Below are 255 nucleotides of genomic sequence, written 5' to 3'. Positions count from 1 at the left end.
GAGACTTCGTTAGAGGTAAAATTACATTAACTAACGAGGTCAAAATGCCAAAGAAAACATTAACAGCAGAATTTAAACGTGAGTGTGCAGAGCTAGTCATTATTCACGGTTATAAACACAAAGATGCGGCAGCAGCAATGAATGTTGGATTGTCATCAATTCAGCGTTGGGTAAGCCAATACCGAAAAGAACAAAAAGGTTATACCCCCAAAGCCAGCGCCTTAACACCAGAGCAAATCCGCATCCAAGAATTAG

The 255-nt window shown here is 40.4% G+C and carries 1 protein-coding gene; it reads left to right on the top strand.

Annotated elements, in window-relative coordinates; genetic code table 11:
* Window positions 1-44: 44 nt before the first annotated feature.
* Window positions 45-255, top strand: a 211-nt coding sequence (locus ACOB82_RS17740; protein WP_448214323.1) for a transposase, incomplete at its 3' end; no start/stop codon positions are given.

This window comes from Colwellia sp. MEBiC06753, from assembly GCF_053470325.1.
Note: the sequence above shows the minus strand (reverse complement) of the source record. Positions and strands in the feature narration are given on the sequence as shown.